The organism is Burkholderia sp. B10 (assembly GCF_004368385.1).
GTDB classification, from domain to species: Bacteria; Pseudomonadota; Gammaproteobacteria; order Burkholderiales; family Burkholderiaceae; genus Burkholderia; species Burkholderia vietnamiensis.
Genome location: NZ_PQMX01000127.1, coordinates 1 through 9,258, shown reverse-complemented (window position 1 = coordinate 9,258; position 9,258 = coordinate 1). Strand labels below are relative to the sequence as shown.

At 66.5% G+C, this 9,258-nt stretch carries 7 protein-coding genes; 5 read left to right on the top strand and 2 right to left on the bottom strand.

The window, feature by feature from the left end:
* Nucleotides 1-265 precede the first annotated feature (265 nt).
* On the bottom strand, nt 266-1,669 hold the full coding sequence (locus tag C3Y15_RS30545; RefSeq protein ID WP_011881038.1) for a GntP family permease: 1,404 nt from the start codon (nt 1,667-1,669) through the stop codon (nt 266-268).
* Between the two features lie 316 nt (nt 1,670-1,985).
* On the opposite strand from C3Y15_RS30545, the gene C3Y15_RS30535 reads away from it, so the two are divergent.
* The 5 genes from C3Y15_RS30535 (at nt 1,986) to C3Y15_RS30515 (ending at nt 7,747) form a co-directional block, all read left to right on the top strand.
* Nucleotides 1,986-3,470, top strand: coding sequence for a sigma 54-interacting transcriptional regulator (locus C3Y15_RS30535; protein WP_059558489.1), 1,485 nt, complete (start codon nt 1,986-1,988; stop codon nt 3,468-3,470).
* A 66-nt stretch (nt 3,471-3,536) separates the two neighbouring features.
* Nucleotides 3,537-4,073, top strand: a complete 537-nt coding sequence (locus C3Y15_RS30530) for a BON domain-containing protein (RefSeq protein WP_069246405.1) — start codon at nt 3,537-3,539, stop codon at nt 4,071-4,073.
* A 61-nt stretch (nt 4,074-4,134) separates the two neighbouring features.
* Complete coding sequence (locus C3Y15_RS32635) at nt 4,135-4,419, top strand: hypothetical protein (RefSeq protein ID WP_311732184.1); 285 nt, start codon at nt 4,135-4,137, stop codon at nt 4,417-4,419.
* Nucleotides 4,420-4,521: 102 nt separating this feature from the next.
* Nucleotides 4,522-4,818, top strand: a complete 297-nt coding sequence (locus C3Y15_RS30520) for an H-NS histone family protein (RefSeq protein ID WP_011881034.1) — start codon at nt 4,522-4,524, stop codon at nt 4,816-4,818.
* Between the two features lie 571 nt (nt 4,819-5,389).
* Nucleotides 5,390-7,747 (top strand): GNAT family N-acetyltransferase, encoded by a 2,358-nt coding sequence (locus C3Y15_RS30515; protein WP_059462705.1) that lies wholly within the window; start codon nt 5,390-5,392, stop codon nt 7,745-7,747.
* Between the two features lie 715 nt (nt 7,748-8,462).
* Here the strand turns inward: C3Y15_RS30515 and C3Y15_RS30510 are convergent.
* The gene (locus C3Y15_RS30510; RefSeq protein WP_011881030.1) at nt 8,463-9,014 is read right to left on the bottom strand and encodes a hypothetical protein; all 552 of its coding nucleotides are present in this window, start codon (nt 9,012-9,014) and stop codon (nt 8,463-8,465) included.
* Nucleotides 9,015-9,258: the final 244 nt, after the last annotated feature.

Below are 9,258 nucleotides of genomic sequence, written 5' to 3'. Positions count from 1 at the left end.
GTCATAGCCGTAAGGTGGTCGGCAGCGTCAGATGTGTATAAGAGCCAGGTGCCCGGCACACCGGGCAATGGCCGCGAAGACGGCGGAAGGCGGGAACGTAAGGCGGAAACGTAGGAAAGCGGGGGGGCAGCGCAGTCCGCACGGCCGGCATCGGCGGCGCCATCAAGCCCCCGATCATGCGCGACGCCGAGCTTGCCGGCCGCGTCGCCACGGCCGACACGAGCCGGGCGGCGCGCGTCTGAACGCCGCCGCCCGATGCTGACGCTTACACGAGGCCCGTGGTGTAGTACACGGCGATCACGAAGAACACCGCGAGTGTCTTGATCACCGTGACCGCGAAGATGTCGCGATACGATTCGCGGTGCGTGAGGCCCGTGACGGCCAGCAGCGTGATGACCGCGCCGTTGTGCGGCAGCGTGTCCATGCCGCCGCTTGCCATCGCGACGACCCGGTGCAGCACTTCCAGCGGAATGTTGGCGGCCTGTGCGCCCTTGATGAACAGGTCCGACATCGCGGCGAGCGCGATGCTCATGCCGCCCGACGCCGAACCGGTGATGCCGGCGAGCGAGCTGACCGACACGGCCGCGTTGACGAGCGGGTTCGGGATGCTCTTGAGCGCATCGCTGACCACCAGGAAGCCCGGCAGCGCCGCAATCACGCCCCCGAAGCCGTATTCGGACGCGGTGTTCATCGCCGCGAGCAGCGCGCCGCCGACGGCGGCCTTCGATCCGACCGCAAAGCGCCCGCTCACGCGCTTGAACGCGGTCAGGATCACCAGCACGATGCCGAGCAGCAATGCGGCTTCGACCGACCAGATCGCGACGACCGTCTTGATCGACGTCGTGACCGGCGCATGCACGCCGGGCAGCACGTCCGGCGCGACCGTGTACGACGCGGCGCCATACCACTGCGGGATCAGCTTCGTGAACGCGAAGTTCGAAACGCCGACGAGGATCAGCGGCAGGATCGCCAGCGCCGGATGCGGCAGCGCAGTTGCTTCGACGCGTTCCGGCTCGTTCACGAGCGACGTGCCGTAGCCTTCGCCCTTCGCCATCGCCGAGCGGCGGCGCCATTCGAGATACGTGAGGCCCACGACGATGATGAACAGCGAGCCGATCGTGCCGAGCGCAGGCGCGGCCCACGCGGTCGTCTTGAAGAACGTGGTCGGGATGATGTTCTGGATTTGCGGCGTGCCGGGCAGCGAATCCATCGTGAACGAGAACGCGCCGAGCGCGATCGCGCCGGGCATCAGCCGTTTCGGAATGTTGCTCTGGCGATAGAGCTCGGCCGCGAACGGATAGACGGCGAACACCACGACGAACAGCGACACGCCGCCATAGGTGAGCAGCGCACACACCACGACGATCACCGCATTGGCACGCGAGCGGCCGATGTAGCGGATCGCCGCATGGACGATCGACTCGGAGAACCCGGACAGTTCGATCACCTTGCCGAATACGGCGCCGAGCATGAACACCGGGAAATAGAGTTTGACGAAGCCGACCATCTTCTCCATGAATATGCCGGAGAAGACCGGGGCGACGGCGGCCGGTTCGGTCAGCAGGACCGCGCCGAGCGCGGCGATCGGCGCGAACAGGATCACGCTGTAGCCGCGATAGGCGGCGAACATCAGGAACGCCAGCGCGGCGAGGACGATCACGAAAGACAAGGGAGTCTCCTAATGGCTTTGGTTTGTTTTCGATCGCGGGACGCGCCGCGGACCGGCTCGGGGTCGTGCAGGTTTCGTGCCATCGGCCGGAGTGCGCCGCCGGGCGGGCGCCCGGCGCAGGCCGGCGGGCCCGCGCCGGCCAATGTCTGAAGATTCTACATAAAACGTCTCGCTCCGGAGACGATGTCCTGCCCGCCGACGCGCGCCAAACGGGGCAGGGCTTTCCCGGACAACGCATTCCGGCAGGTCTCCGAAATGAGATACTGCGTCTCGCTTTGGAGACAGCCGGCCAACGATACATGGAGACGACGACACGATGATGAACGACCTGGCCCGCCTGCCCATCAATTTCGGCGACGTGCTGCGCCGCGCCGCCGAGTCGCTGTTCCGCACGTTCGAGGATTCCAGTGCGGGCACGGTGGTGGTCGATCGCGACGCGCGCGTCGTCTGGATGAACGAGCGGTATGCGGCGCGCTTCGGCTTCGCGGATCCGCAGCAGGCGATCGGCCTCGACTGCGAAGCCGTGATTCCGAATAGTTTGATGCGCGAGGTGGTGTCGACCGGCCAGCCGATTCTGCTGGACATCATGGAGACCGGCCGCGAGCCGCTCGTCGTCACGCGCCTGCCGTTGAAGAACGAGGCGGGCGAGACGGTTGGCGCGATCGGCTTTGCGCTGTTCGATCAACTGAAGACGCTCACGCCGATCTTTTCGCGCTACGCGCAGCTTCAACAGCAGCTGATCGCGACGCAGCGTTCGCTCGCGCAGGCGCGCCGTGCCAAGTACACCTTTGCGAGCTTCGTCGGCACGAGCGCGGCGAGCCTCGAGACCAAGCGGCAGGCACGGCGCGCGGCGCAGGTCGATTCGCCGGTGCTGCTGCTCGGCGAGACGGGCACCGGCAAGGAACTGCTCGCGCATGCGATCCACGCGGCGTCGGCGCGTGCGTTGCAACCGCTCGTGACGGTGAACGTCGCGGCGATCCCCGACACGCTGCTCGAAACCGAGTTCTTCGGCGCGGCGCCCGGTGCGTATACGGGCGCCGATCGCAAGGGGCGCGTCGGCAAGTTCGAGCTGGCCGATCGCGGCACGCTGTTTCTCGACGAGATCGGCGACATGCCGTTGCCGCTGCAGGGGAAGCTGCTGCGGGTGTTGCAGGACAAGGAGTTCGAACCGGTCGGCTCGAACCGGATCGTGCGCGCCGATGTGCGGATCATCGCCGCGACCTCCGCCGATCTGCCGGCGCTCGTCGAGGCCGGCCGCTTTCGCGCCGACCTCTATTACCGCCTCAATGTGCTGACGATTCATGCGCCGCCGCTGCGCGAGCGCGCATCCGACATCGCGGCGCTCGTCTACGCGACGCTCGAGGAACTGGCTGCGCAGCATGGCCGCGCCGCGCATTGCGAACTGACCGACGACGCGCTGCGGATGCTGTGCGCGTATCCGTGGCCGGGCAACGTGCGCGAGCTGCGCAACACGCTCGAGCGCGCACTGATGCTGTCGGACCGTTCGGTGATCGATGCGGCCGCGCTCGCGTCGTTCCTCGGTCCGGTGCGCATGACGGCGGACGGCGTGCCGGCGGGCACGCGGGTTGCGCCGCTGGCGGGCCGGAGCACCACCGATGCCGCGGGCGCCGACGCTGCGCCGGTGGCTTCGTATGCCGACGCATTGGCCGCCTGGGAGCGCCAGTTCCTGACCGACGCCCTTGCGGCGTGCGACGGGAAGGTAACCGAAGCCGCTGCACGAATCGGCATCGGCCGCGCGACGCTGTACAAGAAGATGACGGCGCTCGGAATCGACCGGTGACGACGTAAGCCTGAAGCGAACGGGCTGGCAGCGCGGCGCCCGTGACGCGCCGGGCAGGAGGCAACGATGAAGCGAATCCGTATCGCAGCATGGCTCGCCGCATTGGTGACGGCGTCTTCCTTCGCGCAGTCCGATGCGGAAATACCGGCCGCGCGGCGCAACTGGTACAACGATCCGTTCATTGCACTGTCGCAGGACTACGCGGAATGTCCGCTGCCGCTCGGCCCGTGGATGACACACGCCGAGATGGAGGACGACGCGCATTATCGCGTCGAGCGCGGCACCACCTGCTGGCTCGCCCATCGCTGCACGAAGCCGAACTCCTATATGTACGACGAGCCGATTGCCGCGGCGGCGAAAGCGCATTTTTCGGGCAGCGAGCGCCTGCGCGGCACGAGCCTGTGGATCACCGTGCAGCGGCGCTTCATATATGTCGAAGGATGTGCCGAAGCCGCCTTCGACCGGCAAGCGCTGGCACGCGAACTTGGCGCGCTTCCGGACGTCGAGCAGGTGTTCGTTCGCATCGCCGACGATCCCCACCGGGCTTTGCCGTACAGGACGCGCGCGCGTCCCGACCGGGCGCCGGACCGGACGCCCGACTGAACGCGGGGTAACGACGCATGGCATACTCGCGGCATTAAAAAATTGGTTGACGGAAAGAACAATGAAACACATGCTTGCGTCGGTCTGTCGGTGGCCTGGAACGCATTGGCGTCGGGCCGGATTGTTGGTCCTGGTTACGGGGCTCGGCGGATGCGGAGGCGGGGCGCCGTTGTTTACGGCGGACGGACGTCCGACTACGCAGGTGCAATGCACCGGCAGCGACTGGAGCAATTGCACGGACAATGCCCGAGCCATCTGCACCGGGGAATTCGACGTTCTCCAGCAATCGACCGATGACGCTGTGCGAAATCTTCTCTTCGCATGCAAGAAGAAAGGCGATTATTGAGCCCGATACGACCGCACGATGGGACGTAATCGGGTAAAGCGCTTTTCTATTCGCTTGGAGTCGGCTATTTTTCATGAATAACACTCACGGAGTCCCATCCATATGGCGACCTACAGGCAACTGACTGCGCAACTCGAAAGACTTCAGCAAAAGATCGACAAGGAACGCGAAAAGGCGATTGCCGATGCAATTGCCGCCATTCGGGCGAAAATCGAGGAATTCGACATTACGCCGGAAGAGCTCGGTTTCCTCCCGGCCGGCAAGCGCGCCGCCGCGAAGCCGAAGCGCGCGTTGCCGCCGAAGTACCTGAATCCGAAGACGGGCGAAACGTGGAGCGGCCGCGGCCGTGCGCCGGCTTGGCTCGGCAAGAACCGCGCGCGTTTCCTGATCAAGGACTGATTCCCGGAAATCCTCACCTTTCGTGCGGTCACTGACGGTGCGAGCGGCCCCACGGCCCTCGCACCGTTTTGTTTTTGGGCCGCCGACGCGCGATTCGACATCGCGTATCGAACGGCAACTCCCCGCGATTAAAAGAGCGCGTTTCACACATTCGTCGCGATTGCCGCGGATTTGGCGGCGAATTGCGGTAAACGAGCGCGTAATTCGCATCGCAAGGCGCACGGCCATTTGCGATCTTCGCGGTGCTGACGTGCAGCGCGCACGCATCACCGCTCGCGCATTGCGCCGCCTCGCGATAGGGCTCCCGAATCTGCTCACCATGGCTCCTGTAAATCCTCACCTCTGACGGATGCGCCGCGCCGTCGCGTGTCGCCCACTGCGCTCGTTGCAATGTGTGAATGCGTCGAGTGCAAGCGCATGTTGCCGGCCTTGATGCGCATCGCACAGTCGGCCGATCGGCATATAGGCAGCCGCATCCGGTTCGCCTATGCTTGGAGTTCGCGTCGCCCGGCGCGTGGCCATTCGGGCCGTGCACCGGCCGGGCCGTCTTTCGTTACCGTATGGAGTCGATGTGACCGTTCGCCATCTCGATGCGTTGTTTCAGCCCAAGTCCGTTGCGGTCGTCGGCGCATCGTCGCGCGCGGGCAGTGTCGGCGCGATGGTATGGGCGCGCGTGCTCGACGGCGGGTTCGAAGGGCCCGTGTGGCCCGTCAATCCGAAGTACCGAGAGCTCGGCGGGCACACTGTGATCGGCGATGTCGAGCGGCTCCCCGCGCCGCCGTCGGTCGCCGTGATCTGCACGCCGCCCGCCACGTGGGCCGGCATCGTGCATAAGCTCGGCGAGCTCGGCACACGTGCGGCGGTGATCGTCGGCGATGCACGAACCGACGCCGATCGCGCCGCACTCGACCGGGCGCTCAAGGCCGCGAAGCCGTTCGTGCTCCGTATCGTCGGGCCCGGCAGTCTCGGCGTGCTGTCGCCCGCGCGGCATGCACATTTCGGCGCACCGGCCTATACGGCGCGCTCGGGCGGCGTCGCGTGGGTGTCGCAATCGAACGCGCTGACCAATGCGGTGCTCGGTTGGGCCAACGCGCGCGGGCTCGGCTTCTCGCATGTCGTCGCGCTCGGCAGCGAGGCGGACGTCGATGCCGGCGACGTGCTCGACTACCTCGCCAGCGATCCCGGCACGCGCGCCATCCTGCTCGAACTCGATACCGTGTGCGCCGCGCGCAAGTTCATGTCGGCGGCGCGCGCGGCCGCGCGCAACAAGCCGGTGCTCGCGCTGCGTACCGGGCGCGGCGATCCGGGCGACGCACTGTATACGGCGGCTTTCCAGCGCGCCGGGATGGTCCGCGTCGATGCGCTCGACGATCTGCTCGACGAGATCGAGACGCTCGGCGTCGGGCGCGTCACCGCGCGCGGCGCGGCAACCCTCGTGACCAGCGATGCGGGCGTCGCGAAACTCGCGGTCGATGCGGTCGCGCAGGTGCGCGACGTGCTGGCCAACTGGCCGGAAGCGGTGACGTCGGAGGTGTCGGCCGCGCTGCCGCACGTTGCGGTGCCCGGCAACCCGCTCACGCTGGGCGACGACGCGCGTCCCGAGCATTTCGGCGCGGCCGTCAAGGCGCTCGCACCCTACTCGCAAACGGGCACGCTGTTCGTCGTCCATTCGACGTCTCACAGCGCGCCGGCCGAGGCCGTTGCGCGCACGTTGATCGAAGCGCGGCAGCATGCGCATCGCGGCATCCTCGCGTGCTTCTTCGGCGCGGTCGATGCGGCGACGCGCGATGCGCTGCACGCGAACGGCATTCCGGTGCACACGACGCCGCAGCGGCTCGCGCGCGCCTATGCGCGGCTGGTCGACTACAACCTCGGCCGTGAACTGCTGATGCAGACGCCCGAAGGTACGCCACTGCAACCGGCCGAGCGTGTCGCGTCCGCGCAGGCTGACGCACGCCGCATGGTCGAAGCCGGCGAACACGAGCTGGCCGGCGAAGCGGCGCTGCACTGGCTGTCACGCTTCGGCTTGCATGGCGAGCCGGACGAGCCGTCGGCCGGCGCGAAGGTCGTCGACGTGACGATCGAGATGTACGACGATTCGAATTTCGGCCCGGTATTCCGCTATGCGGTGCCGCCGGCCGACGGCGTATCGGCGCCGCTCGTTGTGTACGGGTTGCCGCCGCTGAATACGGTGCTTGCGCGCGCGGTGATGGAGCGTTCGCCGTATGCCCGCCGCGCTCCGGTCGAGCCCACGCTGGGCGCGCTGACGGCGCTGTCGCAGGCCGTGTGCGACGTGCGCGAGGTCGTCGCGATGTCGGTCACGCTGCGCGTGCTGTCCGACCGCACGTATGTGGTTGCGCCGCGCATCACGCTCGCGGCCGGGCGCAGCAGGCTCGCGATCATGCCGTATCCGCGTCACCTTGAGCAGACGCTCGAATGGCGCGGCGAAACGGTGACCATCCGTCCGATTCGTCCTGAAGACGAGGATGCGCACAAGGAGCTCCTCGGCGCGATGACGCCGGACGATCTGCGGATGCGCTTCTTCGGCGCGGTACGCAGCTTCGACCATTCGCAGGTCGCGCGCATGACACAGATCGACTACGACCGTGAGATGGCCTTCATCGTGGCGCTCACCGACGCATCGGGCCGGTCGCATACGCTCGCGGTGGCGCGCGCGGTTGCCGATCCCGACAACGAGACGGCCGAGTTCGCGATCGCGGTGCGGCCCGATCAGAAGGGCAAGGGGCTCGGGCGGCTGATGATGATGCGCATCATCGAATACGCACGGTCGCGCGGCACCGCGTGGATGGTGGGCGAGGCGCTGCGCGAGAACACGGCGATGATCTCGCTCGCGAAGTCGTGCGGGTTCGCGGTGTCGCCGACGGAGGAGCCTGGCGTGGTCGGATTCAAGATGAAGCTGCAACCGTAGTCGCGAGGCGTCGAGTGTCGAAAAGTATGTGGGTATCGCGTGCAGTTGGCACCGGCGCGTGCGATGTCGGCCATGCGTGCGTCGTCGGTGCGGCGGTTCGTCTGGGCGAATGTTCTCGGCTGTGGCGATCGGAACGAGCATGGGAGCCGTTTCGGCGGCTCGCCTCCAAAACAAGGCAGAACGCAGCGGGGTTTTCGTTTCCACGATGGTGTGTGCCGAATCTATAGGCGCGTGCCGTATCCCGGTCAATTTCGCGGCGTATCGGTGTGCACGTGCTGTATGTCGCATGCATCGCCAGCCTGAAAAAACTCAAAGGTGAGGCTTTACGGGAGCCTTCACGTGAGCTTTTCCGGGAGACGCTTGGTGAGTCGATACGGGAGCTGTCGGTGAGCCTTCCCGGGAACTGGCGGTGAGCCCTTTCAGGAAGGCCTGGTGAGGCTTTTCGGGAGTGAATGGAGAGCGTCTGTGTGAGGTGCCGGAGAGGACGTTCGGACCGCCGGATTGATGCCGCCAGCGGCTTGAGGTGAGCGTTTTCGGGAGGCTGAAGTGAGTCTTTTCGGGACCTCGAGCGAACAGCGCTCGGGCTGACGCGGCGCCGGCAGGTACCGGTGCCGCGCCGATGCGGCCGCGTGCGATGTGTGCGTCGCATGCGCCGCGAAGCGTGCCAATGCGCTGCGCGCTTTCGCGATTGCACGCAGCGGGCGGGCGACTGCCCTTACACGGCGAGTTTGGTCGCCGCGTCGCTCACCTGGTCGCGCGTGATCGCGAGTTCGTCGAGGTGGGCGTCCGCATAGACGCCGCCGGTTTCGCGCTCGAGGCGAGCAATCGTCAGCGCGCAGCGCGCAGTGTCCTTCGGCATCGCGATGAAGCGCTTGACCGACTCGCCGGACGTGAACGCGTCGAACAGCGCGGCTCGCACGTCGTCGGGGAGCGTCTTGGTCCATTGGTACGGCTTGCCGTTGAACGTGATCGACGGCGGCAGCGTCCGTTCCTTCTTGGTGGCCGTGATGAGGCCGTAGGTGCGCGCGGCCTCGCCGATCTGCTCGGGCGAGAAGAGTTCGTCGGGCGTGATGTCGAACTGCTCGATATAGCTTTCGATCGCCAGCATCGCCGCGGCGCGATCGTCGCGCTTCTTCTGCGCGCGCGCGACGATGTCGCGCAGTTCGTCCGCTTCGTCGGGCGTGATCGTGAAGCTTGCCTGCTTCTGCTGAAGTTCGGAGAAACGCTGGAATTCTTGATCGTTCAGAAGTTTGGCCATGACATTCATCGGATACGGAGGCCGCAACTGCCGGCCGCCGTCGTTTTTGAGAGGGCCGTTATTCTAGCGTAGCGCCGGACGCGCAGTACTTGCGCGTCCGGGAACGATCGTCCGAATGCTGGCGGGAACAGGCGCCGTATCGCCGTGCATCGTATCGGCGCGGCTCGCCCGGTCGAACCGGCGAACGCCCGAACGACCGCTCAACCGCTCAACCGCTCAACCGCTCAACCGCTCAACCGCTCACCCCACCCAC

Bases quoted from the DNA above. Each gene is read 5' to 3' on its own strand.
- C3Y15_RS30535 (WP_059558489.1), top strand. From the start codon at position 1,986: ATGATGAACGACCTGGCCCGCCTGCCCATCAATTTCGGCGACGTGCTG.
- C3Y15_RS30530 (WP_069246405.1), top strand. From the start codon at position 3,537: ATGAAGCGAATCCGTATCGCAGCATGGCTCGCCGCATTGGTGACGGCG.
- C3Y15_RS32635 (WP_311732184.1), top strand. From the start codon at position 4,135: ATGAAACACATGCTTGCGTCGGTCTGTCGGTGGCCTGGAACGCATTGG.
- C3Y15_RS30520 (WP_011881034.1), top strand. From the start codon at position 4,522: ATGGCGACCTACAGGCAACTGACTGCGCAACTCGAAAGACTTCAGCAA.
- C3Y15_RS30510 (WP_011881030.1), bottom strand. From the start codon at position 9,014: ATGAATGTCATGGCCAAACTTCTGAACGATCAAGAATTCCAGCGTTTC.